At 65.3% G+C, this 25,604-nt stretch carries 31 protein-coding genes and 1 riboswitch; of the genes, 15 read left to right on the forward strand and 16 right to left on the reverse strand.

All coding sequences use genetic code 11. The features are described from left to right. Positions 1-43: 43 nt before the first annotated feature. The gene (locus IVA81_RS35090) at positions 44-1,441 is read right to left on the reverse strand and encodes a carotenoid oxygenase family protein (RefSeq protein ID WP_247326762.1); all 1,398 of its coding nucleotides are present in this window, start codon (positions 1,439-1,441) and stop codon (positions 44-46) included. A gap of 106 nt (positions 1,442-1,547) precedes the next feature. Here IVA81_RS35090 and IVA81_RS35095 point away from each other — a divergent pair, with 106 nt between their 5' ends. Then, on the forward strand, positions 1,548-2,285 hold the full coding sequence (locus IVA81_RS35095; RefSeq protein WP_247326763.1) for a TetR-like C-terminal domain-containing protein: 738 nt from the start codon (positions 1,548-1,550) through the stop codon (positions 2,283-2,285). A 15-nt stretch (positions 2,286-2,300) separates the two neighbouring features. Here the strand turns inward: IVA81_RS35095 and IVA81_RS35100 are convergent, their stop codons facing one another. Next, positions 2,301-2,942: a hypothetical protein gene (locus IVA81_RS35100; protein WP_247326764.1), complete on the reverse strand. Its 642-nt coding sequence runs from the start codon at positions 2,940-2,942 to the stop codon at positions 2,301-2,303. A gap of 128 nt (positions 2,943-3,070) precedes the next feature. On the opposite strand from IVA81_RS35100, the gene IVA81_RS35105 reads away from it, so the two are divergent. Beyond that, complete coding sequence (locus IVA81_RS35105; RefSeq protein WP_247326765.1) at positions 3,071-3,643, forward strand: SET domain-containing protein; 573 nt, start codon at positions 3,071-3,073, stop codon at positions 3,641-3,643. A 151-nt stretch (positions 3,644-3,794) separates the two neighbouring features. On the opposite strand, the gene IVA81_RS35110 is transcribed toward IVA81_RS35105, so the two are convergent. Together IVA81_RS35110 and IVA81_RS35115 are read right to left on the reverse strand one after the other, a co-directional pair. Further along, positions 3,795-4,193 (reverse strand): hypothetical protein, encoded by a 399-nt coding sequence (locus IVA81_RS35110; protein ID WP_247326767.1) that lies wholly within the window; start codon positions 4,191-4,193, stop codon positions 3,795-3,797. Between the two features lie 37 nt (positions 4,194-4,230). After that, a complete protein-coding gene (locus tag IVA81_RS35115; RefSeq protein WP_247326769.1) occupies positions 4,231-4,461 on the reverse strand; it encodes a hypothetical protein in 231 nt (76 codons plus the stop codon). 101 nt (positions 4,462-4,562) lie between these two features. Between IVA81_RS35115 and IVA81_RS35120 the strand changes: the two genes are divergently transcribed. Next, positions 4,563-5,384 (forward strand): helix-turn-helix transcriptional regulator, encoded by an 822-nt coding sequence (locus IVA81_RS35120; protein ID WP_247326771.1) that lies wholly within the window; start codon positions 4,563-4,565, stop codon positions 5,382-5,384. 40 nt (positions 5,385-5,424) lie between these two features. Next, positions 5,425-6,249 (forward strand): helix-turn-helix transcriptional regulator, encoded by an 825-nt coding sequence (locus tag IVA81_RS35125; protein ID WP_247326773.1) that lies wholly within the window; start codon positions 5,425-5,427, stop codon positions 6,247-6,249. Here IVA81_RS35125 and IVA81_RS35130 read toward each other — a convergent pair. Continuing rightward, on the reverse strand, positions 6,237-6,932 hold the full coding sequence (locus IVA81_RS35130; protein ID WP_247326775.1) for a thioesterase family protein: 696 nt from the start codon (positions 6,930-6,932) through the stop codon (positions 6,237-6,239). The genes IVA81_RS35125 and IVA81_RS35130 overlap by 13 nt on opposite strands. A 283-nt stretch (positions 6,933-7,215) precedes the next feature. Here IVA81_RS35130 and IVA81_RS35135 point away from each other — a divergent pair, with 283 nt between their 5' ends. Continuing rightward, positions 7,216-7,881, forward strand: coding sequence for a DsbA family oxidoreductase (locus IVA81_RS35135; RefSeq protein ID WP_247326779.1), 666 nt, complete (start codon positions 7,216-7,218; stop codon positions 7,879-7,881). Positions 7,882-7,888: 7 nt separating this feature from the next. Here IVA81_RS35135 and IVA81_RS35140 read toward each other — a convergent pair whose 3' ends face one another. Beyond that, the gene (locus IVA81_RS35140; RefSeq protein WP_247326781.1) at positions 7,889-9,052 is read right to left on the reverse strand and encodes a GNAT family N-acetyltransferase; all 1,164 of its coding nucleotides are present in this window, start codon (positions 9,050-9,052) and stop codon (positions 7,889-7,891) included. Positions 9,053-9,225: 173 nt separating this feature from the next. Here IVA81_RS35140 and IVA81_RS35145 point away from each other — a divergent pair, with 173 nt between their 5' ends. Together IVA81_RS35145 and IVA81_RS35150 are read left to right on the forward strand one after the other, a co-directional pair. After that, positions 9,226-9,654: a YeeE/YedE family protein gene (locus tag IVA81_RS35145; RefSeq protein WP_247326783.1), complete on the forward strand. Its 429-nt coding sequence runs from the start codon at positions 9,226-9,228 to the stop codon at positions 9,652-9,654. 5 nt (positions 9,655-9,659) lie between these two features. After that, entirely contained in the window at positions 9,660-10,127 is a 468-nt protein-coding gene (locus IVA81_RS35150) for a DUF6691 family protein (RefSeq protein WP_247326785.1), read from the forward strand. Between the two features lie 60 nt (positions 10,128-10,187). On the opposite strand, the gene IVA81_RS35155 is transcribed toward IVA81_RS35150, so the two are convergent. Together IVA81_RS35155 and IVA81_RS35160 are read right to left on the reverse strand one after the other, a co-directional pair. After that, positions 10,188-10,520 carry a hypothetical protein gene (locus IVA81_RS35155; protein ID WP_247326788.1) on the reverse strand — a complete coding sequence of 111 codons (333 nt, stop codon included), beginning with the start codon at positions 10,518-10,520 and terminating at the stop codon, positions 10,188-10,190. Positions 10,521-10,628: 108 nt separating this feature from the next. Continuing rightward, the gene (locus tag IVA81_RS35160) at positions 10,629-11,033 is read right to left on the reverse strand and encodes a hypothetical protein (RefSeq protein WP_247326789.1); all 405 of its coding nucleotides are present in this window, start codon (positions 11,031-11,033) and stop codon (positions 10,629-10,631) included. Positions 11,034-11,184: 151 nt separating this feature from the next. Between IVA81_RS35160 and IVA81_RS35165 the strand changes: the two genes are divergently transcribed. Continuing rightward, positions 11,185-11,409 (forward strand): hypothetical protein, encoded by a 225-nt coding sequence (locus tag IVA81_RS35165; protein WP_247326790.1) that lies wholly within the window; start codon positions 11,185-11,187, stop codon positions 11,407-11,409. Between the two features lie 403 nt (positions 11,410-11,812). Then, positions 11,813-12,106: an HdeA family protein gene (locus IVA81_RS35170; RefSeq protein WP_162307619.1), complete on the forward strand. Its 294-nt coding sequence runs from the start codon at positions 11,813-11,815 to the stop codon at positions 12,104-12,106. A gap of 122 nt (positions 12,107-12,228) precedes the next feature. On the opposite strand, the gene IVA81_RS35175 is transcribed toward IVA81_RS35170, so the two are convergent. Beyond that, the gene (locus IVA81_RS35175) at positions 12,229-12,693 is read right to left on the reverse strand and encodes a PaaI family thioesterase (protein WP_247326791.1); all 465 of its coding nucleotides are present in this window, start codon (positions 12,691-12,693) and stop codon (positions 12,229-12,231) included. Between the two features lie 364 nt (positions 12,694-13,057). Here IVA81_RS35175 and IVA81_RS35180 point away from each other — a divergent pair, with 364 nt between their 5' ends. Together IVA81_RS35180 and IVA81_RS35185 are read left to right on the forward strand one after the other, a co-directional pair. Continuing rightward, positions 13,058-13,351 (forward strand): hypothetical protein, encoded by a 294-nt coding sequence (locus IVA81_RS35180; RefSeq protein ID WP_247326793.1) that lies wholly within the window; start codon positions 13,058-13,060, stop codon positions 13,349-13,351. Positions 13,352-13,459: 108 nt separating this feature from the next. Next, on the forward strand, positions 13,460-13,714 hold the full coding sequence (locus IVA81_RS35185; protein ID WP_100178529.1) for a hypothetical protein: 255 nt from the start codon (positions 13,460-13,462) through the stop codon (positions 13,712-13,714). A gap of 24 nt (positions 13,715-13,738) precedes the next feature. Here the strand turns inward: IVA81_RS35185 and IVA81_RS35190 are convergent, their stop codons facing one another. Together IVA81_RS35190 and IVA81_RS35195 are read right to left on the reverse strand one after the other, a co-directional pair. Next, positions 13,739-13,972 (reverse strand): hypothetical protein, encoded by a 234-nt coding sequence (locus IVA81_RS35190; protein WP_247327120.1) that lies wholly within the window; start codon positions 13,970-13,972, stop codon positions 13,739-13,741. 116 nt (positions 13,973-14,088) lie between these two features. Further along, entirely contained in the window at positions 14,089-14,289 is a 201-nt protein-coding gene (locus tag IVA81_RS35195) for a hypothetical protein (RefSeq protein WP_247326795.1), read from the reverse strand. A gap of 333 nt (positions 14,290-14,622) precedes the next feature. Between IVA81_RS35195 and IVA81_RS35200 the strand changes: the two genes are divergently transcribed. After that, positions 14,623-14,880: a DUF2798 domain-containing protein gene (locus IVA81_RS35200; RefSeq protein ID WP_247326797.1), complete on the forward strand. Its 258-nt coding sequence runs from the start codon at positions 14,623-14,625 to the stop codon at positions 14,878-14,880. A gap of 670 nt (positions 14,881-15,550) precedes the next feature. Here IVA81_RS35200 and IVA81_RS35205 read toward each other — a convergent pair. Together IVA81_RS35205 and IVA81_RS35210 are read right to left on the reverse strand one after the other, a co-directional pair. After that, positions 15,551-15,718 carry a hypothetical protein gene (locus IVA81_RS35205; protein WP_247326800.1) on the reverse strand — a complete coding sequence of 56 codons (168 nt, stop codon included), beginning with the start codon at positions 15,716-15,718 and terminating at the stop codon, positions 15,551-15,553. A 155-nt stretch (positions 15,719-15,873) separates the two neighbouring features. Then, positions 15,874-16,074 (reverse strand): hypothetical protein, encoded by a 201-nt coding sequence (locus tag IVA81_RS35210; protein WP_247326803.1) that lies wholly within the window; start codon positions 16,072-16,074, stop codon positions 15,874-15,876. A 276-nt stretch (positions 16,075-16,350) separates the two neighbouring features. Here IVA81_RS35210 and recA point away from each other — a divergent pair, with 276 nt between their 5' ends. Together recA and IVA81_RS35220 are read left to right on the forward strand one after the other, a co-directional pair. Continuing rightward, on the forward strand, positions 16,351-17,439 hold the full coding sequence (gene recA, locus IVA81_RS35215) for a recombinase RecA (protein WP_100176636.1): 1,089 nt from the start codon (positions 16,351-16,353) through the stop codon (positions 17,437-17,439). A gap of 124 nt (positions 17,440-17,563) precedes the next feature. Continuing rightward, on the forward strand, positions 17,564-17,914 hold the full coding sequence (locus tag IVA81_RS35220) for a hypothetical protein (RefSeq protein WP_247326806.1): 351 nt from the start codon (positions 17,564-17,566) through the stop codon (positions 17,912-17,914). A 125-nt stretch (positions 17,915-18,039) separates the two neighbouring features. On the opposite strand, the gene gcvP is transcribed toward IVA81_RS35220, so the two are convergent. The 3 genes from gcvP to gcvT are packed head-to-tail and all read right to left on the reverse strand — an operon-like array spanning position 18,040 to position 22,452. Continuing rightward, entirely contained in the window at positions 18,040-20,907 is a 2,868-nt protein-coding gene (gene gcvP, locus IVA81_RS35225; protein ID WP_247326809.1) for an aminomethyl-transferring glycine dehydrogenase, read from the reverse strand. A 17-nt stretch (positions 20,908-20,924) separates the two neighbouring features. Further along, positions 20,925-21,293, reverse strand: coding sequence for a glycine cleavage system protein GcvH (gcvH, locus tag IVA81_RS35230; RefSeq protein WP_247326811.1), 369 nt, complete (start codon positions 21,291-21,293; stop codon positions 20,925-20,927). Positions 21,294-21,303: 10 nt separating this feature from the next. Further along, positions 21,304-22,452: a glycine cleavage system aminomethyltransferase GcvT gene (gcvT, locus tag IVA81_RS35235; RefSeq protein WP_247326813.1), complete on the reverse strand. Its 1,149-nt coding sequence runs from the start codon at positions 22,450-22,452 to the stop codon at positions 21,304-21,306. Positions 22,453-22,596: 144 nt separating this feature from the next. Further along, positions 22,597-22,687: riboswitch (glycine riboswitch) on the reverse strand. Between the two features lie 233 nt (positions 22,688-22,920). On the opposite strand from gcvT, the gene alaS reads away from it, so the two are divergent. Continuing rightward, positions 22,921-25,602, forward strand: a complete 2,682-nt coding sequence (alaS, locus tag IVA81_RS35240; protein ID WP_247326815.1) for an alanine--tRNA ligase — start codon at positions 22,921-22,923, stop codon at positions 25,600-25,602. Positions 25,603-25,604 lie beyond the last annotated feature (2 nt).

The raw sequence follows: 25,604 nt of genomic DNA on the forward strand, positions 1-25,604 counted from the left end.
GACATCTCTTTGGTAACGCATCTGCGCTGTCATTCCGGGCGTGCTAAACCGCGCTCACCCAGTTGCCGTGAAAACCATCGGGCACGCGGTGGCCGAGCTGCACCAGCGCGACGGGGCCCGCCTCGATATCGGTGGCGTTGAACACGGCGAGGTCGCTGCGGTTCTCCCGCGCGCGCCAGACCACCGCCAGCAGCCAGCCATCGCCCTCAGTCGCATCCTTCGATCGCTCGACGAACACCGGTTCGGAGATGGTGTCGCCGGCGGGCAGAAGATAATGGCCGAGCCGGCGGCCGTTGCCGTCGACATGGACGACGCCGCAGAGCGCGCCGAACATCGGCAGCCGCGGATTCGCGCAGGCGTACCAGCCGTGACGGTTTTTCAGCCCGGCGCGGCGGTCGTCGATGCGCGGGAATTCGCCGGTGAGATCGTCCAGGTAAGTCTGCTGGAAGCGGTCGGTATTGCCTGAGAGGTCGAAGGTCCAGCGGCAATGCCGGGCGCGCGACTTCTCCGGATCGGTCGGCCGGCCGTCGGGATGCGGAAACAGCGGCGCTTCCTCGAACTGCATGACGTCGGCGACGATGCGGTTCTCGTCCTCCCACGCATTCATGACGTGGAAGACGTAGCAGGCCTCAGCTCGAAACCAGACGATCTCTTTGGCCGTGCCGCTCCGCTTCATCACGCCGACATAGGCGCCCTTGTCCGGCTCCCAGGCGTAGGGCGGCCGTCCGCTCATTGCACGCTCCATGCTGCCGGTGACCGGGAGGATCGGAAACAGCACATGGTTCGCGGTGACGATGAAGTCGTGCACCATGCTGGCATAGGGCGCCTCGAACCGCTCGAATCGCGTCGTCTTGCCGGAGGCGTCGATCGAGCCGTAGGAGAGGGCGGGCGTCAGCGGACCTGCCGCGTTGTAGCCGAAGAACACCAGTTCGCCGGTCGCAGGGTCGATCTTCGGATGCGCGGTAAAACTGCCGGCGACGCGGCCCTGGTAGTTGTGATAGCCGCGCGTCGCCAGCGTGCCCGGCTCGATCTCGGTCGGCAGATGCGCCTCTTCCAGCGCCAGCAGCTTGCCGGCATGGAAAATGATGTTGGTGTTGGCGACGCCGCTATCGGTGAGATCGGCCGGCGCATCCGGCAGCTTGCGGCCGAAGCCGCCGAACAGGGCGCGGCCGGCATCGTGCTCGGCAAGCCATTTCGGAGTGCGGACCCAGCGGTTGCGGTAGCTGGCGCGCCCATTGTCGAGCTGGAACGCGTGCAGCATGCCGTCGCCGACGAACCAATGCGCGCCGGGCGAAGCGAATTGCGGATTGGGGCCGTTGCGATAGAGCGTGCCGTTCAGCTCGCGCGGCAATTCGCCGATGATCTTCAGGAATGGCGCGTCCGCTTCGAACGGGATCGGCGCGATATTGTTGCGGCGCTCAGTGATGGAGTCGTGCTGCACGGCATATCCTCCTGATCTTTACATCGTAAAGATTCGATAGCGCCGATTGCCGCATTGGTCAAGCGAAATCTTTACACTGTCAATATTGCGTCTTATAGCTTGTCTCATGAGCAAGAGTGAACCCAGGACCGAAACCGCGCGCGGCGCGCGTAGGCCGCGAAAGACATCATCGTCAGCGGGCGCGCCGACGCGGTCCGCGCGTCGTCCGCCGAGTGTCAAGACCGAGACGCCCTATCATCACGGTGCCCTGCGCGAGGCGCTGCTCGAGGCCGCCGAACGAGTGCTGGAACGCGATGGGCTCGCCGGTCTCACATTGCGCGCGGTGGCACGCGAGGCGGGCGTCTCGCATGCCGCGCCGACCCATCATTTCGGTGACCTCACCGGGCTTCTCAGCGAGCTCGCCGCCGTCGGCTTCCGCCAGTTCAACGCCGCGATGGCCTCGTCCTCGGACGCAGCCAGCACCCCGCTCGAATGCGCATTGGCGCGGCCGAAAGCCTATGTCGCCTACGCGCAGGCTCATCCCGGCATGTACGGGATCATGTTCCGCACCGAGCGGCTCGATTATTCGAGACCCTCGCTGCACGAGGCCGCCGAAGCCTCCTTCGCCGGACTTGCGAATGCCATCGGCGCGATGCGGCAGGAGCAGATCAGCGAAGATGCGCTGACGCTGAACCAGGGTGCGGCGATCGCGCGCGCCTGGTCGATGGTGCACGGCTTCACCATGCTGCTGCTGGACGGTCGGCTGAAGGACATTCTGGAGCGGCTGCCCGAGGGGACGACGGCCGAGCGACTGCTGGAGGCGATGCTGACCGCGCCCATCACGGCGAAGCTGCCAAGCCGCTGATCGACCCGCGGCGCCCTAGCGCATCGTCGCCAGCTCGACGGCGCGGCCGCGCGCGCCGATGATCTTCACCTCGTCCTTGCCGCACGCGAAGCCGCGCGCGAAATCGTCGGCGGCCTTGCGGGCAAGCTCGTTGGCGGTGGGGTTGGCGACCGCATCGACATAGGCGACGTGGCAGACCGGGCCCGGCGGCAGCCGGGTCACGACCAGTATGGCCTTGGTGTTCGGCCGCCCCTGCTTGTCGGGATCGGTGCTGTCGGCGATGTGCCAGCGCTGGATGATCGCGAACGGCTTCGTGCCCGCGGCGCGCCATTCGATCGTGGTCTCGGATGAATTGAACGGGGCGAACCAGACCTTGGCCGCAGGTTCCTCGGCCGCTTCCTTGCGATTGCGGCCGACCGAGACGATTTCGCGAAGATCGTCCTCGGCAATCAGCAACATGAGGCCGTCCTTGCCCGGACAGATGCGCGTCGTGCTGCCGTCGAGCTCGCTGGGCTTGCCGATCTGGCGGCAGTTCTTTGGCGCCCTCGAGGTGTAGGTGCTGCCCACGGATTGGGCGTCGGCGCTGTTCGTGCCGATGCAACTCATCAAGGCAGCGAGGCCTATGCGGGTGACGTGGCTCATCATGAGGGCTTTGATAGTACGGGAACTCCGTCCCATCAGACGTCTTCATTGTGGGCAAGGTTCAAACAGGAGTGGGATATACCTGACAGCGGCGCGGAATCGTTCTAGAAGAGCGGCTTCGCTTGGGCTCTTCCAGCCTCGTTCGCGTCCTCGTTTACTTGATCATGCCAGCCATCTCCTCGCAAAAACCCTATCGCGTCGGCCGCTCCAAGACCGGACTCGGCCTCTTCGCCACCAAGCCGATCAAGAAGGGCACCCGGATCGTCCGCTATTTCGGACCGATCCTGGATTCGCGGATCCCGGCACATGACGAGATCGAGAACAAATATCTGTTCGAGCTCAACGGCCGCTGGACCATCGACGGCTCGGTGCGCAAGAACCTCGCCCGCTACATCAACCATTCCTGCCGGCCCAACGCCGAGTCCGACGTCCGCCCGCGCGAGCGCAAGGTGTTCATTCGGGCCATCAGGAACATCGAGCCGGGCGACGAGATCAACTACGATTACGGCACCGACTATTTCAAAGCCTATCTGAAGCCGATCGGCTGCAAGTGCGACTCCTGCGAGAAGAAGCGCAAGAAGCTGCGCGCCGAGGCGCGGGCGGAACGTGCCAAGGTGAAGGCGGGCACCGAACGCAAGGCCAAGAAGGCGGGGGCCAAGAGTGCCAGCAAGGCCGCCAAAAAGAAGAAGCTCAACGGCCACGCCGTGGCCAAACCGAACGGCCGCGCGCGGGCGTAGCCTCCGCTCTCGTGCCCCGGACGCGGCGCAGCGCCTCTTCGGCGGTGCGCTGCAGAGCCGGGGCCCATCCCAGCGCAATTCGTACAATCTGGGTCCCGGCTCTGCGCCGCAACGCCAAAAGCGTTGCAGCGCGTTCGGGACACGAGAGGCCTCACGCCGTCACCACACTCCCACTTCTGCGCAATCCCACATATTGCAGCTCGGCGAACACGCCGGTCGCGATGGCCTGCGCCACGACCATCAGCTCGCCCGCAAGGTTCGGCGACACTGCGCCAGACAGTAGCAGCGTGATGCTGCCCACCGTCCATGCGGCGTTGCCGATCACGACCAGCAGCACGAGCGCCCTGGAAACGTATGGGCGCGAAGCGAGCCAGCCGACCAGCGCGGTATAGGCGATCAGGAACAGGCCGGTCTCGCGCAGCAACGCCTCGGGCAGGTTGAACAGCTCAGCGAACGCGCTCGCGCCGAAGGTGAAACCGAGAGCGGCAACGCCGCTGAAGATTGCGTCGGCGAGCAGGGCGCGGCGCAGGAAAGTGGATGCTTCGATCATCGTAGGTCTCCTTGCTTGGGTTGGGCTCGGGTGGAAATCAACGCAATCCGCGCCACCAGGCGCGGAGCAGGCGGGCGAGGCGGTACGGACAGAGGCTCCTGCCGACGCCATGCTCGAAGGCGATGACCTGCGCGACGACATAATCGCCGGTCGAATGCACGAGCGGCTCCGGCATGTTGAGGCTGCGCGCCAGGATGCGGGTCGCGAGCGTCATGGCCCACGGAACAACATGGTCTGCAACGGTCCGATAGAGCAGCAGCGCGATCATGATCATCTCCTGTTGCAGCCGAAGATGCGCCGGCCCGAGGGCCAATTCGATTACCTCGCGGGTAATGGAAGGGCCGAAATCCGCATGATAGGTTTCTGGTCATGAACGCACATGCATCCACGGCCCAGGCCGAACGCAGCCAGCCGATCCATATCGGCGACCATTTGCGCGAATGGCGGCAGCGCCGCCGCATGAGCCAACTCGATCTCGCCGGCGAGGCCGAGATCTCGGCGCGGCACCTGAGCTTCGTCGAGACCGGCCGCGCCGCGCCTTCACGCGACATGGTGCTGCGGCTCGCCGAGCGTCTCGACGTGCCCCTGCGCGAACGCAACGTGCTGCTGGTCGCCGCCGGCTATGCGCCGGCATTTCCGCAGCGCCAGCTGGAGGATCCGGCCTTGAAATCAGCTCGCCAGGCGATCGACCTCGTCCTTAGGGCGCACGAGCCCAATCCCGCGCTTGCGGTGGACAGGCACTGGAACCTTGTCTCCGCCAACCGCATGGTGGCGCCGCTGCTCGACGGCATCCCACAGCATCTGCTCGGCCAGCCCCTCAACGTGCTGCGGCTAGCGTTCCATCCCGAGGCGCTGGCGCCGCGCACGGTCAACCTTGCAGAATGGTGCGGGCATCTGTTGGAGCGGCTGCACCGGCAATGCGAGGCGACCGCCGATCCTGAGCTGATCAAGCTCTACAACGACCTGAAGAGCTATCCCATTCCGGCGCGCGCGGCCCCGCTGTCGAGCGACAATGTCGCGATCCCGTTCAAGCTGCGACATGACGGCGAGATCCTCAGTTTCTTCTCCACCACCATGGTGTTCGGCACGCCCGTGGACATCACGCTGTCGGAGCTGGCGCTGGAGACCTTCTTTCCGGCGGACGAGCGCACCGCCGAACGGCTGAAGCAGATGGCAGCCGGTTTGCCATAGCGGCGTTTACAGGCAGGAGCGGCCCCCGCATAATCTGCGGATGGACACACGCGCGTTCCGGCGATTGCGGCCGGCCAATCCCGTCGGTGATCTCCTGCGCGGCTGGCGCATGCGCCGCGCCTCGAGCCAGGCGCAGCTGGCGTTCGAGGCCGGCATCTCGGTCAAGCATCTGAGCCATGTCGAGACCGGCAAGGCGGCAGCAAGCCGGGACATTTTGCTGCAACTCGCATCCGCTCTCGATTTGTCGCTGCGCGACCGCAACGCGCTGCTCGAGGCCGGCGGCTTCGCCCGGCAATATGGCGAGCGCGACCTTGCCGCGCCCGAACTTGCCGATGCGCGGCGCGCCATCGATCTTCTGCTGCGACGGCACGAGCCGTTCCCAGCGATCGTGACCGATCGAGGCTGGAATGTGAAGCAGGCCAATCGCGCCGCCTCGCGCCTGATGACCATGCTGCTCGGCTCTGAGCGCATGCAGCGGCCGCTCAATCACATGCGCATGTTCCTGGCGCCGAATGAGCTCAAGCCGTTCGTCGAGAACTGGCCCGCCGTCGCTGCTGCTCTGCTGTCGCGGGCGCGCCATGAAGCGATGGCCGCGCCGCTCGATGAGGCCCTGCAATCGACCTGGCGCGAATTGATGCGGCTGCCGGAGCTTCCCGCACTTGGGATCGAGGACAGCGCCGTGCCGGGGCCGCTCTGCGAGGTGCGCCTGCGCAAGGGCGACGTCGGCATCGGCCTGATCGGTGCGGTGCTGACGCTCGGCACGCCGCAGGACGTGACGCTGCAGGAGCTTCGCGTCGAGATGTTCATGCCTGTTGATGCCGCATCCGAGGCCGCCCTGATCACGCTCGCGGCTCAGGACGCCTGAGCCTGCACGGCGTCGCGGCGCTCGAAGCTCATGGCCTGCATCACCTCGGCGAACGCTCCGTTGCGGTCGCTCAGTGTCGCCGTGGTGAGACCCGCGCTATTGGCGCCAACACGCGTCGTGGCGCGGATCAGGATCCATTCGCCCTCCGGCGGACGAAAGAAATAGAGGCTGATCTCCGGATTGATGAAGGTCCAGTCGCGCATGTCGACGATCTGCGCGACGCCGCTGGAAAAGTCCGCGGCCTGCACTGCTTGCAAGAGCGGCGTGTTCGGCTCGCCCTCGACCAAGGCTGCGTCGAGCCGCATCCATGCCGCCGCCGGGCCCGGCTTCTCCAGTGCGCCCTCGATCAGCCGCACCGAGACGTTCTGGAAATAGCGGCTCCATTTCTGCGTGAAGGCCGGCGGCGGAGCGCCCGCCTCGGGCCCCTTGTCAACCGCCGCAGGCCTCGCAAAGGGATCGACGGGCGAGTCTGCGCTCGGCGCCGTCAGCAGTGCCGTGCAACGGCCGATTTCCGTCTCGCCGTCCATCAGGCGCACCTGCAAGGTCTTGGCCTTGCGGCCGTCGCGCAACAATTCGCTGACCGTCCTGAAGGTGCGCAGGCCCGCCGGCCGCCACAGATCGAAGGTCAGGCGCCGCACCGCGAAGCCGGATTCGGCGGCGAGACGCTCGACCTCGCGGGTCATCAGAGCGTGGTGGCGCTTCCCTGCAGCATGTCCGGCGACCACGGGCCGCCGGCACGCTCCGTGGCCCGGAACTGATGGCCTTCCGGCTTGAAAATGGCGCTCATTGCGGTCTCCCCTTCTTGTCCCCGGGCTTGATCGTGGCCGCGAGTATCGGGGCGGGTGGGACCTGTCACAATAACCGCAGAGGTGAAGTCGTGAGCCATGCAGAGCCGGTGCCTTGCGCCGTCTTCGGTTCGGCTTATCTTCCGGCGAACCCGCTACCCGCCCGAAGGAGGCGCCTGACATGAGCACGCTCAAACCGCTCCAGATCGACGTCGTCTCCGACGTGGTGTGCCCCTGGTGCTATATCGGCAAGCACCGGATCGAGAGCGCGCTGGCGCTCGTGCCGGACGTCCCGGTCAAGCTCAATTTCCGCCCGTTCTTCCTCAATCCCTGGGTGCCGCGCGAGGGCATCAGCCGCGAGGCCTATCTCACCCAAAAGTTCGGCTCGGTCGAGGCCTACAAGGGCATCGCGGGCCGCGTCGTCGCGGCCGCGAGCGAGGAGGGGCTCGTCTACAAGCCCGAGCTGGTCGCCCGTCAGCCTAACACGACCGACTGCCATCGCCTCATCCTGTGGGCGGAAGCGATCGGCAAGGCGCCCGAGATGAAACAACGCCTGATGGAGCTGTATTTCCGTGACGGCGGCGATCTCACTGATGTGAACGTGCTGGTGCAGGCGGCCGCCGATGTGGGCCTCGATGCCGACGACGTGCGCAAGCGCCTTGCCAGTGACGAGGACGTCGCGCGCGTCTCGGCGGACGCCCAGGAGGCCGCCGAGAAAGGCATCTCCGGCGTGCCGACCTATGTCTTCGCGCAGAAATACGCCGTCTCGGGCGCGCAGGATCCGAACCTGCTCGCCCGCGCCATCCGCCAGGTCTCGGAGGAGATCAACGCGCAGGCGGCGGAGTAGCTTTCGCTTATTTGCGGAGCCGGCGAACCATGCGTCGCGCAGTCTCATGCACGGCGTTAACGCCAACCAGCGCTCCATGAATGAGCGCCACCACCGGATCGTGCCGCCGCAGCGGGACCAGCACGTCACCGATCGCAAAACGTCCCCGCCAGATCGGGTTGATCATGGGGTGGTCGGAGCCTGCGGTGGAATCCGCGCTGGCGATGGCCGGATCGGCGCAGAGATGGCGGGTGAGGTCCAGCGTGAGCTGGACGCCCGGCGAATATCTCGCAAAGCGCTCGTCGATGCCGAGCTTGAAGAAGAAGGCGCGATCCTGATGGCGCAGCACGATGCCGGCGGCAATCGGCGTCGCGCCGGCGCGAAGCGTGATGATCTCGCACTGCGCGGTCTCCGCCAGCGCCGGGACGGCGCGGCGAACGAAGGTCGCATCACCCGCATGCTGGACCAGTGCGGTGCCGCGCTTGCCTTTCCAGCCGCTGGCTTCGAGCTGCAAGAATGCTTCGAGCGCAGGTCCGATCTCGTCAGGCCGGCGTGCGACGTCGAACGTAACAGGGCCGTGCTCTTCGAGCCGATGGCGCAGGCGGCGCAGCTCCTTGAGCTTTTTGGTGCCGAGCGCGTCGCGCAGCAGCGTTTCGCCATCCTGCGTCGCGTCGAGGCTGGCGCGGATGTAGGAGGAAAGCACGCGCGGCTTCAGGCCGTCGCGGCTCAGGACCTGCTTGAATGCATTCATCGCAGCACCGTCGAGCGCGACGTCGTTCAGCACGAGCGCATGCGCGCCGGCCTCACGCGCCCTCTGCAACAGAGACGCGGCCGCCTCGATCGGGGCGTCGCGGTCGATCAGCGGACTGCACAGCGTGCCGTAGGGATGCGCGCTCACCAGCGCGGGCAGGGGAATCTTCCAGGCCCGCCACAGCGAGATCACCGGCATCAGCCCGATCAGCCGCGTCGAAGAACTGTCGAATACGGGCAATGCCGAGGCTTTGGTGCGGCCGCGCGCGGTTGCGCTGACGGCGAGCTCCCAGGGGGGCAGGTAATATCCGTTCGGCTCGACCGCGCGCTGCGCGAGCGCGCGCCATTGGCCCGGGTCGATCGCCGTCAGCGGGACGCGCGCGCGCGCGGCTCCGGCATCCGTTGCCGGATTGATCGCCGCCTGCTGCGCGATGTCGACCACGTCCCGTCGTCCCCAATCACGCGGGCTGAGCCCGTGTTACGCGGGTCATCCTTAGCGCAAAGGATGGAAAATACCGTTGGGACGTCGCTTCAATTCGATCGGTAATATTAACGTCTCGTTGAGCATGCGGGAGGGTGTAGAGTGCGAGGGGAGCGCGCGGTCCGGAGGGTCGAATGGTTGCGACGTCTTTCACGCCAATGGCTTCGCTTGTAGGCGGCGCGCTGATCGGCCTCGCCGCCGTGCTGCTGATGTGGGCGACGGGACGGGTCGCCGGCGTCAGCGGGATCGCGGCGCGGCTGTTTCCGCCCTACGAGGACGGCGAATTCGCCGGCCGGCTGGCCTTCGTCGCGGGTCTTGTCGCCGCACCCTTGCTGGTACGGCTCGCCACGGGAAGCCTGCCGCCGCAGACGATCGAGGCGGGAACGGTCACCCTGATTGTCGGTGGCTTGCTCACCGGCTTTGGCTCGGTGTGGGGCAGCGGCTGCACCTCCGGGCACGGCGTCTGCGGCCTGTCGCGGCTCTCGCCGCGCTCATTGGTTGCGACCGTCATCTTCGTGGCTGCCGGCATGGCGACCGTCTTCGTCATGCGGCACTGGAGCTGACGCCGATGGCCATCCTCATTCAATTCGTGATCGGCCTGATCTTCGGTCTCGGTCTCATCGTCTCCGGCATGTCCGACCCCGCGAAGGTTCTGAACTTCCTCGACGTTGGCGGCATTCCGGCGGGGACATGGGATGCGAGCCTTGCCTTCGTGATGGCCGGTGCGGTGGCTGTGACCTTCATCGGCTTTGGCTACGTCCTGAGGCGCGCGCGTCCGTTTTTCGCCGAACGATTCTATCTCCCCACGCGAAGAGACATCGATTCCAGAATCGTCGCAGGTCCGGCGATCTTCGGGATCGGCTGGGGAGTGGCGGGTTTCTGTCCGGGGCCGGCGCTGACCGCGCTCGGGTTCGGTTCTTCTTCCGCCTTCATCTTCGTCGCGGCGATGTGTGCCGGCATGGTGCTCGCGCGCTTTGTCGCCAACCTGCCGTCGCTGACGCGCTTCGTCGCGCCGGCCGATCCGCTCGAAACCTGACGACGCGAAAAGGACCGGACGACGATCGTCGTCCGGTCCTTTCGCCTTACCTCGTGGTCACTACCAGCGGTCGTCGCCGACACCCACGCCGACGCTGACGCCAGGCGCGCGAATGCCGACGCCGGCGCGCGGGCCGTCATCCCAGTCGCGATGATACGACCGGCGCTCATAATAGCGTTCGCGCGGCATGGAATTATAGGAATCGCGCACGATCACGCGCGAACCGCCGCGGGTTCGATAGCAGCGGCCGGCGTCGTCACAGACAAGCCGTACCTGCTGGACCAGATCCGGATTAGCGTACTCGCTGCTTGTGTAAATATCGGACGCCTTCGCACTCGACGCGGCTGCCAAAGCACCGACGCCCGCCAACAGCGCAATCGTGAATGTCTTCATCCTGTCCTCCTCCGAAACTGCCCTCGGCGGTAACAAGAAGGGGAGGCGGTGATCGTTCCCCGCTACGATGCTGGTTTTTCCCGGAACTGCCCGTCTTTTGGGCGGTTCCTAGATGGGCTCGTAAGTCTCGGTCCCGCAGATGTCGTCGGCTTCCGCACGTCGTCGGTCGACAACCTTTCCGCCCGTTATCGTCACGATGTAGGTCTGGGCACCGAGCGAAGTGCCAGTCGCGGAGGTGAGCTGCGCGCGGACGCAGGAGGTCCAGCCCGGTCCGCGCACCTCACGATGGGGCGGGGCGACCTGCACCTCGCGCGGATAGGAGGTGGTCAGGAAGACGACATCCATCTGCTCGCGTACCAGGCGCTTGACGTCGGGAGGCGCTTCGGGCGGCGGCTGCTCGGCCTCCCTCATGCGCATGAACTCAGGCACCGGCGCGCGGCTGTCGGCAAAGCCGCAGGCACCCAGCGCGAGCGCGCCGGCGAGCAGCGCCGCATGAGCAATAGTCCGCAACATCCGTGAAGGTCCCCTGGGACAACAGATAGGCAGCAATGCGATCCGGCGAAGTCCCTGGCGATCAAGATTTGCTGAAGTGCTGGAACTCGCGGCATTTCATATTCCGGAATTGCAGGCTAGGTTTGTACCCCAGACGAAGGGGATTGCACCGATGAGGATTTTGGTCATAGCGGCCGCTGTGCTGGCACTGACGGCCGGCTCGGCGCAGGCGCAGGGCCGGCGGCCAGCAGCTGACCCGGCCAAGCCGGCCGACAACAAGCCCAAGGTCGACGAGAAGGCCTACAAGGCCGCGCTCGAGCGCATTCCCGAGCCCAAGGACAAGTACGACCCGTGGGGCGGAGCCCGCCCGAGCGAACCCGCCAAAAAGCCGAAATAGGGTAGACGGCCTCTGGCGCTTCAACGGGGGTTGCGCGATCCCCGCACGGGCGCGCAGAGCTACCACCCGAGGGCCGTGATCAATCAGCCTTCCGCCGATCGTTGAGTCTGAGGCGGCGTCACTCACGGGATCGACGACTAGGTGCCCGCGAGCGCGCGCTTGCAGGGCAGCGCCGCCGTCGCCGCACGCAATCATAACCGTGCTGTGGATGCGATGCGAACGCTCGTTCACATCGTGCGCATTATTGCACGAAGGCGAGGCCGACGCGCTTGTCACTCCTCAATACTGGCGCTACTTGCACAGCGCTTCAGACTTCGATTGCGACGCTGGAGCGGACAGTCAGTTCCGCCGACTTTGCTCACAAGCCTTTCTTTTATGGCGTTACGCGCCGATGGAGATTCCGATGAAGACCACGCTTTCGCTTCTGCTCGCCGCCGCGTTCTCGCTGTCGTCGATGCCCGCCCACGCCGTCAAGTGGGACCTCTCGACCATGAGCTGCAAGCAGTTCCTCGAGAGCGGCGAAGACAACATCCAGGTCGTGCTGACCTGGATGGACGGCTGGTACAAGGGCGACGAGGACAACGCGATCATCGACACCGACGTGTTCATCGAGAACGCCAAGAAATTCGGTGCCTATTGCGGAAAGAATCCGACCGCCAGCATCGTCACCGCAGCAGACGAGGTGCTCGGCAAGTGATTTGAGGCGTGCGGACCGAAGCGCGACTGCAATCGCGCTTTGGTCCCTTGCTTCGACACGATCGTGATGGGGAGCCGCGGTGCGCTGTGCGCTCACGCGGCTCTCTTCTTTCGTGCTGATGCTCAGCCCGGCAGCATAGCGAACGCGCTCGACACCATCGCCACCGGCTTGTTGTCCGCAGCCGAGAGCAGCGTGACGCGGCCAAAGCTCATGGTACGCCCGAGCCGCACCACGCGCGCGTCCGCCAGCACGTCCATTGAGGAGACCGCGCGCATGAAATGCGTGGTCTGGTCGACCGTGGTCATGGGGCGATAGCCGCGATTGGCAGCGAGGATCGCGATGACCATCGCAGTGTCGGCGAGCGCCATCAGGGCCTGGCCGCAAACCACGCCGCCGTTCCGGCACAGTCGCTCCGAAAACGGCATGCGCAGGAGCGCGCCCGGCTGCCAGTCCGGCACATCCGCCGGCTGCGCGTGCTCGATGCGCTCGACCGCGAGGTTGAGATCCTGGACCCAGGGCGCAAAAACCTCGCCGAGGATGCGTCTGGCGTCGGGGAGGCCGAATTCGGCGTCTGGCTGCATTTGCATTGCTGTCGCGCTCTCCTGTATTGCCTGATGTTTCGGGCATTGTGCGCGCATCGGCGCGGCAAAGTCACCCGGTCTCGCGCCGGTCCCGTCGGCTTGAAAATGCCTGACTTGGGCCGATATGATGCCTGGCTTGGGTAGGGGTGGATGATGTTGCGTCGGTATGTCCTCGTCTTCTCTATGGTCGCGCTCGGCCTCGCGCTGAGCGGGTGCACCAAATGCGGTCCGATCTGGGACGATTGGCTGCATGGGCCCAAATCGTGCCGATCGGATCGGCTCTAGCCGGCCTCGAACGGCCTCGGCGACCGCGACAAGGATGACGAGGTACGGGCGATCCGTGCCTCATGGGATGATCAAGGAGTAGACGATGAAGCTTTTCCGTTTGGCCGCGGTGCTGGCCGTGGTGGCGGGACCTGCCTATGCGCAAATGCCCAATCTCAATTTGCTGCAGGACGCCCCGAGCAAGACCCCGGAGGAGAAGGCGGCCGAAGCCGAGCGTGACAAGGCCTATAAGGAAACGCTGAAGAAGATTCCGGATTCCAAGACGTCCAACGATCCCTGGGGCGGCATGCGCTCCGATCCGCCGAAACAGACCGCGGCGCCGAAGGCATCGGCCGCAACCAGCGCGCCGAAGAAGAAGTCCGGCACGGCTGCCAACTGACGCAGCCCCGTTCCGGGGGCAGCAAGGACGCCCTTCGAACAGGACTCCTCTTCATGCGGCCCGCGCCCTACATTGGTTGCAAGCGTAGCGCGTAGAGGAGGGCAGGGCATGGCCGATCGTCCGCGGGATCTTGCCGAGCGGATGGCGCGCCGGCGCAAGCTGGCCGGCAAGCCCGGCCAAACGGTCGGCGACGGCTATCTGCGCGAGACCTTCACGCTGCCGCGCGCGGCGGCGCGGGAACGGGCGCAGGCCTTCTTCGCTCGCTACCCCAAGGCCGGCTATATGAGCGCGGTCGAGACCTGGCGCGAACTGCCTGGCGGCGACATCGAATTCACCATGCGGCGGCTGCCCAGCGCGGACTAAAGCGGGCTTGATCCGCAGGCCTTGCTAGTCGAGGGTTTCGGCAACGATGCGGATCCGGAACACGGGCTCCTTGGCCTCGTCCAGCAGCTCCATGTGCCATTCGGAATTTTCCTGGAGCTTGCGGGCAAGGCCGGCGGTCATGTCGGCGCAGACACTGGTCATCTCTTTCCAGGCCGAATTGCGATCGGCAAATTCCGTCGCCTGGTCGGCGCAGCCGGAATAGAGGCCGTTCCGGATTCGAAAGAAATAGAGCGGCATGGCTGGCACCGAATCGCGCACGTGATGGCCTCGTCCCGAAGGCCATGGGCGCGCGCACTCCAATCCCAAACCCGCGTCAGATCAATTCCGGGCGGCTACGGATGATGCCGCCGATTTCATCCGGCCGGTTCAGGCGGCCTTTCGGCCGATCGCTTCAGCTCCCGATCGATGCGCAGCTGCACGCGCCGGATCGCCAGCAGGTCGATTTTGGTCTCGGTCCTGCCGGACTTGATCTGCTCGCCGATGCGGAACTGCCACTGCCAGATTCCGGGAATCGCTGTCTTGGCGACGGTGAACTCGATGCCCCTGTGATTCATGGTGACCTCCACGATTCACGTCCATGATTGCAAACATGCTGGTCGTCTTGATATTCCCGAGACAAGCAAAATCTGTCGGTAAGCCCTGGATAGTTCAGGGATCTCTCGAACGCGCGCGCGCCCCGAAACAAGCGAAGCCGTGTTTCGGGAGACTCCGGTCCGTCAGCAAGACTGTCGGACCCCCGTGGTTCTCCGACCATGAACAGAGTTCCTGAGCTTGCGTCCCGGTGCGTTCACGTACCGAGACCCGCCCGTGGGGCCCGCCAGGGACCGACTCCATGCTGCGGCATGTGCTTTGCTTGGTGTGATGACGGCAAGCAACATGGGCCCGTCATGCTCGGCATTCCCCGCCGCTACAGTCACTTCGTCTTCGGAATCATCCAGTCCGGACTGACCTCGCTGATCGCGGCGGGGATCGCCAGCCTTCCCGCAGGCAGTGCGATGATCTTCGTTGGGCATTGGATGGTGTCGTGGCTGATCGCCTGGGCCGCGATGCTGCCGATCGTGCTGTTGGCGGCGCCCGCGATCCGCGCCTTCGCACTGCTCCTGACCCAGGAGGAGAGGGAACCGCGCGCCGGCAGCCAGGCATGAAAAAGCCCCGCCTGGGGAGAGCCAAGCGGGGCAGAGAGTTATTGGAGGCTGAGGTGCTGGGCTGCAACACCATAGCCCCGTCATCCTAGCGGGCTCCGCTTACGACAGCCTGACAGGCGGCCAATTTCCGGGCTCGATGCTGAGGCCGCAGACAGGCCCCGCACCCGTCCCAATTTCGACATTTGTTCGCACAACTGCGGACACACCCGTCGGCAAGATTCCAAACCGTTCGGCGCAGCCATGGGGGAAACGTGGCACGCCGGCAACGGGGTGGCATCATGGATAACGTAGAGCGGTCTTTCGCCGCCGCGACAGCGGCTGGCTTCGTGGTGCTGGTGATCGGCCTCGTGCTGCTGGCGCTGCTGTAGGACAGGCGCGCGGGCGGCAGCCGTGCCCTGCGATGATCGAGGGTACGAGCGTGCCGCCATTCGCAAAACTGGAAAACAACCCCATGCACAGTAGGCTGCATGGGAATTTCGTTGTTCTTTCAGTGGCTTGAAAGTAGTGTTTAGATACCGTTGAGTGCGGAGCGCGGGTGATGCGCGTCATCCCAACGATGCCGTCCCTTGCGGGGACCGGGCGATCGCTAGCGGCCATCTCCGCGCGCGGTCGGCGTGAGAGCGCCGTCCGCCGGACCGGCGTCATCGATCGAAGCCGGCCTGGCGGGCCTTTAGTGGATCTTGATGTCGTTCAGGGGAAGATGGAGCTCGCTGGCGCGCTCTTCGCGGTCCCTCTTGCGGAACTCGTTTTCCTTGCGCTCGAACTTGATCATCTCCTCATGCGCCGCCTCGAGCAACGGATTGCGCCGGATCGTTTCGCGGTGCTTGTCTTCGGTCATGACTGAGGTCCCCAGAGTTGCGGTCTCATCCTGAAGAAGGCCCCAGACCGCGAAAAGGTTCGGTGCCGTACGATTGCGGAATTATGACGGCGACGCGCGGCCGCGTCTTTGACGGGCGTCAGCTTTAGTCGGGCAAGGACGTCGCGGCTGCTCTGCTATTTCGGCGGTTGCAGGCCGGGGGATTTGACCCAGTCGTGCAGATGATTGGCCAGCTCGGCCTGGCGGGCCTTCTTGAGCAGGGCGTCCCTTTCGGGACCAGGTGGAAGCCTGGAGGCGTCTTCCTTGACCTGCTTCACCCATGCGGAGAGCCGGTCTTGAAGGGTCAGTTGTTGCCTGAAACGTCGTCGCTTGAGCATGGCGCGCTCCTGTCCGTGTGAGGAAGGCGGGAGCGCAATCAGCGTTCTCAACCCCGATAGCAGCCACGGCCGGGGCGGTGACGATTGATTAGGGTCCATAAACGGAACGGCGTCTGTTCAGTTGTGCGCATAACGCGCCCAGGGGGTGGAAAGGCCGCAGATCCAAAAAGAACATATTGCGAACCTGGAACAAATGGGGTACATTGCTTTTATCGCGGAGCCGCCTCGCAACCGTTTGTCCCTCACGCGAATCCTCGCCATAAGGAGCACGACCCAATGTCCGCCACTGCCCTGCGTATCGTCGAAGGATCTTCCATGGACAAGAGTAAAGCTCTGGCCGCCGCGCTCTCTCAGATCGAGCGCCAGTTCGGCAAGGGCTCGGTGATGAAGCTCGGCAAGAACGACCGCTCCATGGACATCGAAGCGGTGTCCTCCGGCTCGCTCGGCCTCGATATCGCGCTCGGCATCGGCGGTCTTCCCAAGGGGCGCATCGTCGAGATCTACGGGCCGGAATCCTCGGGCAAGACGACGCTGGCGCTGCATACGGTTGCGGAAGCGCAGAAGAAGGGCGGCATCTGCGCCTTCATCGACGCTGAGCATGCGCTCGACCCGGTCTATGCCAGGAAGCTCGGGGTCAACATCGACGAGCTCTTGATCTCGCAGCCCGACACCGGCGAGCAGGCGTTGGAAATCTGCGACACGCTGGTGCGCTCGGGCGCCGTCGACGTGTTGGTGATCGATTCGGTTGCGGCGCTGGTGCCGAAGGCCGAGCTCGAGGGCGAGATGGGCGATGCGCTGCCGGGACTTCAAGCGCGGTTGATGAGCCAGGCGCTGCGCAAGCTGACGGCCTCGATCAACAAGTCCAACACCATGGTGATCTTCATCAACCAGATCCGCATGAAGATCGGTGTGATGTACGGCTCGCCTGAGACCACCACCGGCGGCAACGCGCTGAAATTCTACGCCTCCGTCCGCCTCGACATCCGCCGCATCGGCGCGATCAAGGAGCGCGACGAGGTGGTCGGCAACACCACCCGCGTCAAGGTGGTGAAGAACAAGCTGGCGCCGCCCTTCAAGCAGGTCGAATTCGACATCATGTACGGCGAGGGCGTCTCCAAGATGGGCGAGATCCTCGATCTCGGCGTCAAGGCCGGCATCGTCGAAAAGTCCGGCGCCTGGTTCTCCTATGACAGCCAGCGCCTCGGCCAGGGTCGCGAGAACTCGAAAGCGTTTTTGAAGGCCAACCCCGACATCACCGCCAAGATCGAGACCTCGATCCGCCAGAACTCGGGCCTGATCGCCGAGCAGATCCTGGCCGGCACCCCGGAGCGCGACGCCGACGGCGAGGAGCCGGCGGAGGAGTAAGACTTAACAGTCAAGTTTTTCGCGAGGAGCGGGCGCTGAAGACGTTGAGTTGCCGACGTCGTCAGTGCCCGTTTCGTTTGATGATACAAGGGATACCGGATCAGTTCTTGAGACCGGGATTGCCATGAGTTGGAATCAATCCGAGACCATTGCGGCTCGCCAGATCATTATTGAGGCGGCGAAAGGCATACTGTCCGGAAGCGTGTCCCCGGTGGAAGGTGCCAGGACAATTGCAAGGCACAGCTTCAAGGCACGCCTCGAAGATGATTCCGATATCTTGCCTTTTGTCGGAGTTGCTTCGGAGACCGAATCCTTGCCGCTCGGATACGAAAGGGCGCACTGGCAGGCGCGTGCGCTTGCTGATCTCCAGGGCAAGATCGATGAATCCCAAGCCTGGGCGCTCACAGTCGCGAGCCCCCATTGCCAGAGCCTCGTGGCCCGATCTGGAAGCCTGATGCGTTGGCCTGACGGCTAGGACCGTAGGGTGGATAAGCCGAAGGCGTAATCCACCATTGTTCGTCTCCGCGGAAGCTGAAGTGGTGGGTTACGCGAGCGGACTGCGCTGTGCGCAGCCGCCCGCTAACCCACCCTACGAAGCCGCTACTCCGCGGCTTCCGCGTAATCGCTCACCGGCGGGCAGGAGCACACCAGATTGCGGTCGCCATAGACGTTGTCGACGCGCCCGACAGGGCTCCAATATTTGTCGGTGCGCGAGCTTCCCGCGGGGAAGCAGCCTTCGGCGCGGGTGTAGGCGCGCTTCCAGTCGTCGTCCGCGATGTCGTGCACGGTGTGCGGGGCATTGCGCAAGGGCGATGCCTCGATCTTGAATCGGCCGGCCTCGACCTCGGCGATCTCCTTCCGGATCGCGATCATGGCGTCGCAGAAGCGGTCGAGCTCGGCCTTGGATTCCGACTCGGTCGGCTCGATCATCAGCGTGCCCGGCACCGGGAAGCTCATGGTCGGCGCATGGAAGCCGTAATCGATCAGGCGTTTTGCGATGTCGTCGACGGTGACGCCTGAGGTCGTCTTCAGCGGACGCGGATCGACGATGCATTCGTGCGCGACGCGACCCTTGGCGTTCTTGTAGAGCACCGGGAAGTGCGGATCGAGGCGCGCAGCAATGTAATTGGCGTTGAGGATCGCGATCTCGGTGGCGCGCTTCAGGCCGTCACCGCCCATCATCAGGATGTAGATGTAGGAGATGGTGAGGATCGAGGCCGAGCCGAACGGCGCGGCCGAGACCGGGCCGACCGGGGCATCCGCCTGCGCCGCCGGATGACCGGGAAGGAACGGGGCGAGATGCGCTCTTACGCCGATCGGACCCATGCCGGGGCCGCCGCCGCCGTGCGGGATGCAGAACGTCTTGTGCAGGTTGAGATGGCTGACATCGGCGCCGTAATCGCCGGGCCGGCTCAGACCGACCTGCGCGTTGAGGTTGGCGCCGTCCAGATAAACCTGGCCGCCATGGTCGTGGACGATGTCGCAGATCTCGCGGATGTGCTCCTCGAACACGCCGTGGGTCGAGGGATAGGTGATCATGATCGCGGCAAGATCGTTCGAATGCTTCTCGGCCTTGGCGCGAAGATCATTGACGTCGACGTCGCCGTTCTTCTCGCAGGCGACTACCACTACGTCCATGCCGACCATCGCGGCGGAGGCCGGGTTGGTGCCGTGGGCGGAGGAGGGGATCAGGCAGATCTTGCGGTGCGTCTCGCCGCGCGAGGCATGGTACCCACGGATAGCCAAAAGCCCGGCATATTCGCCCTGCGCGCCCGAGTTCGGCTGCAGCGAGATCGCGTCATAGCCGGTGATGTCGCACAGCCACTTCTCCAGCCGCGCGAACAGCGCGTGGTAGCCCGTGGCCTGCTCGCGCGGAACGAACGGGTGCAGCGAGCCGAACTCCGGCCAGGTCAGCGGCATCATCTCGGTGGTCGCGTTCAGCTTCATGGTGCAGGATCCCAGCGGGATCATCGCGCGGTCGAGCGCGAGGTCGCGGTCTGAGAGCTTGCGCATGTAGCGCAGCATCTCGGTCTCCGAGCGATGCGCGTGGAACACGGGATGGGTGAGGAACGAGGTCGCGCGCTTCAGGCCGTCCGGCAGCGCCTCGCGCGTCTCCGCGTCGATCTCGGCATAGGCAAGCTTGCCGCCGAAGGCGCGCCAGACCGCCTCGACCGTCGCGGGCGTCGTGGTCTCGTCGAGCGCGATGCGCAAGCTGGTCTCGCTGATGCCGAGATTGATCTTCTCGGCCGCCGCGCGCGCGACGATCTCGGCGCGCTTGGCGCCCGCATCGACGCTGAGCGTGTCGAAGAAACTGCCCGACTGCGGCACAAAGCCGAGCTTGCGCAGGCCAGCCGCGAGCACGGCGGTGCGGCGATGGACGTTGCGCGCGATCTGCGTCAGGCCTTCGGGACCGTGATAGACCGCATACATCGAGGCGATCACGGCGAGCAGCACCTGCGCGGTGCAGATGTTGGAGGTCGCCTTCTCGCGGCGGATGTGCTGTTCGCGGGTCTGCAGCGCGAGGCGATAGGCCGGCATCCCGCGCGAGTCCACGGAGAGACCGACGATGCGGCCCGGCAGCGAGCGCTTCAGCGCATCGCGCACCGCCATATAGGCCGCGTGCGGTCCGCCATAGCCCATCGGCACGCCGAAACGCTGCGCCGAGCCGATCGCGATGTCCGCCCCGAGTTCGCCGGGCGAGGCGAGCAGCGTCAGTGCCAGGAGATCGGCGGCCATGATCGCGAGCGCGCCCTTGGCCTTCAATGCTGATATCGCGGGCCGGAGGTCGCGCACCGCGCCCGAGGTTCCAGGATATTGCAGCAGCGCACCGAGTACGTCGGCCTTGTCGAGATCGGTGAGGGGATCGCCGACGATCAGGGTCCAGCCGAGCGGCTCGGCGCGGGTGCGCATCACGGCCAGCGTCTGCGGATGCACGTCCTTGTCGACGAAGAACGCCTTTGCCTTCACCTGCGAGTGCCGCTCGGCGAGCGCCATGGCTTCGGCCGCGGCGGTGGCTTCATCGAGCAGCGAGGCGTTGGCGACGTCGAGCCCGGTGAGGTCGCAGATCATGGTCTGGAAGTTGAGCAGCGCCTCCAGCCGGCCCTGGCTGATCTCGGGCTGATAGGGCGTGTAAGCGGTGTACCAGGCCGGGTTCTCCAGGATGTTGCGCTGGATCACCGCGGGCAGGATGGTGCCGGAATAGCCCTGGCCGATCAGTGAGGTGAAGACCTGGTTCTGGCTTGCGAGCTCGCTCATATGCGCGATCGCCTCGGGCTCGCTGAGCGCCTTGCCGAGGTCGAGCGGGGCGGCCTGCCGGATCGAGGCCGGCAGCGTCTCTGCCATCAAGGCATCGACGCTTTTTGCGCTCACAGTTTCGAGCATTGCGGTGACGTCGCGCGCCGACGGGCCGATATGGCGGCGAACGAAACTGGCGGCGGTGTCGCCGTTGGTCTTGCGGTGCGCGGTCATCGCTTGCTCCATCGTCCTTAAGCCGTATGTGCCTTGTAGGCGGCTTCATCCATGAGGCCGCCGAGCTCGCTCTTGTCGGCAATCTTGATCTTGAAGAACCACGCCTTGCCTTGCGCGTCCGAGTTCACCAGCGCCGGCTCGGCGGCGAGCTCGGCATTGGTCTCGAGCACCTCGCCGGTGACGGGGGCATAGACGTCGGAGGCGGCCTTCACCGATTCCACGACCGCGGCGGCTTCCGCCTTCTTCATCGTGCGGCCGACCTTCGGCAGTTCGACGAACACGACGTCGCCGAGCTGCTGCTGGGCGTAGTCGGTGATGCCGACGGTGGCGACGTCACCCTCGATGGCCAGCCATTCATGGTCGGAGGTGTACAGCGTCGTGGTCATTGTCTCGTCCTCAGCGTTTGTAGGTGTTTTTAACGAAGGGCATGGCGGCGACTGCGAGCGGCAGTCGCTGGCCGCGCACCTCGGCGAAGAGTTTGGTGCCGAGCGCGGCGAGGGCCAAAGGCACGTAGCCCATGGCAACCGGCGCATTCAGGCTCGGGCCGAAGCCGCCCGATGTGACCTGTCCGATCGGCTCCGCTGCCGGCTCGTCCGCAAACAGCAGCGCGCCCTCGCGCACCGGTGCGCGGCCCTCGGCGCGCAGACCGACGCGGCGGCGAGAGGCCCCATTATTGAAATGAGCGAGGATTTTTTCCGCGCCGGGGAAGCCGCCGGCACGCGCGCCGCCGCTGCGGCGGCTCTTCTGCACCGACCATTCCAGCGCGGCCTCGACCGGCGTGGTGGCGGTGTCGATGTCGTGGCCGTAGAGGCAGAGCCCGGCTTCCAGGCGCAGGCTGTCGCGCGCGCCCAAGCCGATCGGCAGCACATCGGTGTTTTCAAGCAGCGTTTTGGCGAGACGTTCGGCATCGCCTGCGGGAACCGAAATTTCAAAACCGTCCTCGCCGGTGTAGCCGGAGCGCGAGACGAAGCAGTCGATGCCGGCAACCTTGCGCGGGCCGGCATCCATGAATGTCATGGACGGTGCCTCTGCACATAATTTCGCCAGCACCGCTTCCGCCTTCGGACCCTGCAGCGCGATCAGCGCGCGGTTGCCAAGGGACTCGATGATGCAATCGTCCGAGAGATTCGCGCGCAGATGCGCCTCGTCTTCGGCCTTGCAGGCGGCGTTGACGACCAGGAACAGGTGGTCGCCGAAATTGGCGACCATCAAATCGTCGAGGATGCCGCCATCCGCATTGGTGAATTGGGCGTAGCGCTGCCGTCCCGGCGCAATCGCCACGATGTCCTGCGGCACCAGCTGTTCCAGCGCGCGGGCCGCGTCTTCGACCTTGCCGGACTTCGGCCGGAGCGCGAGCTGGCCCATGTGTGAGACGTCGAACAGGCCGGCGGAGGCTCGGGTATGGAGGTGCTCCTTCAACACGCCCGCCGGGTATTGCACGGGCATGTCATAGCCCGCGAACGGCACCATCTTGCCGCCCAGGGACACATGAAGCCCGTGAAGGGGCGTACGTTTCAGGGAGTCTTGGTCGTCGCGTGCTGGCATCACAGGGGCCCTCGGCGGTTCCCCAGGGACGATTCCCTGAGCCAACCAGTCGAAGCCCCATCTGTCGCTGTGCCTGAGAGTATTATCCCGTCGGCGGGTGCCATCCGGGTCTAGACCCGTCGGCGCCTCTTTCCAGATGCTGTCAAAGCCACGCGGTCCTTTTGCCTGAGAGTTTCCGGGGCGGTTGCTCCTTCGGCGCCGGCTGCCTAAAGCCGGTCTCTCCCGACGTGGCCGTACGATACAGATGGGTACAGACCACAGGCTAGCCAAGCCTGTCAACGCGTCCGCTTGCCCTATCAACGGGATTGCAAAGGGGTTGCGCTGATACGGCAACCCTCTGATCTCTCTGCACAGTTTCTGGACAGCGAAGCTGGCCTTGTCTAAAAGCGCTTTGGCCCGCAGATATCAGCCTTAACGTTACGGTTTGGATGGCGAGAAGCGGGTCCAAGCACACCCGATTGGATGAACATGAGCGGCGTCAACGAGATCAGGTCGACCTTTCTGAACTTCTTTGCCGAGAACGGGCACGAGATCGTGTCGTCCTCGCCATTGGTGCCGCGCAACGATCCCACGTTGATGTTCACCAATGCCGGCATGGTGCAGTTCAAGAACGTCTTCACCGGCGTCGAGAAGCGGCCCTATCAGCGCGCCACCACGTCGCAGAAATGCGTGCGCGCCGGCGGCAAGCACAACGACCTCGACAATGTCGGCTACACCGCGCGGCATCTCACCTTCTTCGAGATGCTCGGCAACTTCTCCTTCGGCGACTACTTCAAGGAGCGGGCGATCGAGCTCGCCTGGACGCTGATCACCAAGGAGTTCGGGCTCAAGAAGGACAAGCTGCTGGTCACGGTCTACCACACCGACGACGAGGCGGCGGGCCTTTGGAAGAAGATCGCCGGCTTCTCCGACGACCGCATCATCCGCATCCCGACCTCGGACAATTTCTGGGCGATGGGCGACACCGGCCCGTGCGGCCCGTGCTCGGAGATCTTCATCGACCGCGGCGAGCACATCTGGGGCGGACCGCCGGGCTCGCCGGAAGAGGATGGCGACCGCTTCCTCGAATTCTGGAATCTCGTGTTCATGCAGTACGAGCAGGTGACGAAGGAGGAGCGCGTGGATCTGCCGCGTCCCTCGATCGACACCGGCATGGGGCTCGAGCGCATGGCCTGCATCATGCAGGGCGTCGACAGCGTGTTCGAAACCGATTTGTTCCGCCAGCTGATCGATGCGACAGCCTCGGCGCTCGGCAGCGGGCCGAACGAGCAGACTGTGGCCTCGTTCCGCGTCATCGCCGACCATCTGCGTTCCTCGGCCTTCCTGGTCGCCGATGGTGTGCTGCCCTCGAACGAGGGCCGCGGTTACGTGCTGCGCCGGATCATGCGGCGCGCCATGCGCCATGCGCAGCTGCTAGGGGCCAAGGAGCCGCTGATGCATCGGCTGGTCTGGGCGCTGGTGCGCGAGATGGGCCAGGCCTATCCCGACCTGATGCGCGCGGAGAATCTAATCGAGGAAACCCTGCGGCTGGAAGAGACCCGCTTCCGCAAGACGCTGGTTCGCGGCCTTGCCATCCTCGACGAGAAGAGCGCGTCCCTGAAGAAGGGCGACATGTTCGACGGCGACGTCGCCTTCACGCTGTACGACACCTACGGCTTCCCGCTCGACCTGACGCAGGACGCGCTGAAGTCGCGCGGCATCGGCGTCGACCAGGCTTCCTTCTCCGATGCGATGGAGCGGCAGAAGGCGAAGGCGCGCGAGTCCTGGAAGGGCTCTGGCGAGGCAGCATCCGAGGCGATCTGGTTCCCGCTGCGCGAGAAGCTCGGCTCCACCGAATTTCTGGGCTACGAGACCGAGAGCGCCGAGGGCGTCGTTTCCGCGCTGGTCAAGGATGGCGCTGAAGTCGCCAGCCTGAAGGCCGGCGAGACGGGCGCGATCGTGCTGAACCAGACGCCGTTCTATGCGGAGTCCGGCGGCCAGGTCGGCGACACCGGCGTGCTTCTTGGGGAGGGCGGCATCAAGTTCCGCGTCACTGACACGCAGAAGAAGCTCGGCGATTTCTTCGCTCACGTCGGGACGGTCGAGAGCGGCGAGCTGAAGCTCGGCACCGCGCTGCAGCTCGAGGTCGATCATTCCAGGCGCTCCTCGATCCGCGCGCATCACTCGGCGACGCATCTCATTCATGAAGCGCTGCGCCAGGTGCTCGGCGACCACATTGCCCAGCGCGGCTCGATGGTCGCGCCCGATCGTTTGCGCTTCGACTTCGTGCATCCCAAGCCGATCACGGCGGAGGAGCTTGCGCGCGTCGAGGACATCGCCAACGACGTGGTGCTGGAGAACGACGAGGTCACCACCCGCGTGATGGGCGTCGACGAGGCCCGCGAAGCCGGCGCGCGCGCTTTGTTCGGCGAGAAGTATGGCGACGAGGTTCGCGTCGTCTCGATGGGCCGGACCGCGCGCGAGCGCGGCGCCAATGCGCTCGGCTGGTCGGTCGAGCTCTGCGGCGGCACCCATGTCAAGCGCACCGGCGATATCGGCCTGATCACGCTGACCGGCGAGAGCGCGGTCGCTTCGGGCGTGCGCCGCATCGAGGCGCTGACCGGCAATTATGCGCGCAGGCACGCCAACGAGACCATGGCGCTGGCGAAGACCGCGGCGAACGAGCTGCGCACGTCGCTCGACGACGTGCCGGCGCGCATTGCCGCGCTGATGGAGGAGCGTAAGAAGCTCGAGCGCGAACTCTCCGACGCCCGCAAGAAGCTGGCGATGGGCGGCGGAGCGGCCGCCGGCAGCAATGGCGCGGCCTCAGGCGTGCGCGAGGTCGGCGACGTCAAGCTGATGGCGCGCGCGGTCGAAGGCATCGAGATGAAGGATCTCAAGAGCCTTGCCGACGACGGTAAGAAGCAGATCGGCTCCGGCGTCGTCGCCATCGTCGGCGTCACCGAGGACGGCAAGGCGGGTGTCGTGGTCGGCGTCACCGCCGACCTGACCGCGCGCTTCAATGCCGTGAACCTCGTGCGCGTCGCCTCCGAGGCGCTCGGCGGCAAGGGCGGCGGTGGCCGGCCCGACATGGCGCAGGCCGGCGGTCCCGACGGCGCCAGGGCGACCGACGCACTGGCGGCGATCGAAAAAGCGATGGCGGGCGCGTGAGC

Source organism: Bradyrhizobium sp. 141, assembly GCF_023074055.1.
GTDB lineage: Bacteria > Pseudomonadota > Alphaproteobacteria > Rhizobiales > Xanthobacteraceae > Bradyrhizobium.